General features: G+C 55.1%; 1 protein-coding gene. It reads right to left on the bottom strand.

The genetic code is table 11. From position 1 onward, the window contains the following. On the bottom strand, window positions 1-234 hold a 234-nt coding region (locus SAY88_RS25685; protein WP_332635264.1), incomplete at both ends, for a transmembrane 9 family protein.

A 234-nucleotide genomic window follows, 5' to 3' on the forward strand; every position in this document is an offset into this window, starting at 1 on the left:
TCCGCCGCAGTCGACCTTTCCATCATCCAGGATCTTCGAGTCGCGTCGCGAGCTCGGTTGCACAATCACCCCGACCACCCGATACTTGTTCTTACTCGCCAAACCGACACGGTGATATTCGACCAGGATGTCAAAGTGGTTGTTCAGCAGCGGTCGTCCATTGTTCTCATCCACTGTTCCCAGAGCAAACCCAGGGCTGTAGAACTCGGCGTTGGTCATGGCATCCACATTGAC

The organism is Halalkalibacter flavus (assembly GCF_036663575.1).
GTDB lineage: Bacteria > Bacillota > Bacilli > Bacillales > Bacillaceae_D > Halalkalibacter > Halalkalibacter flavus.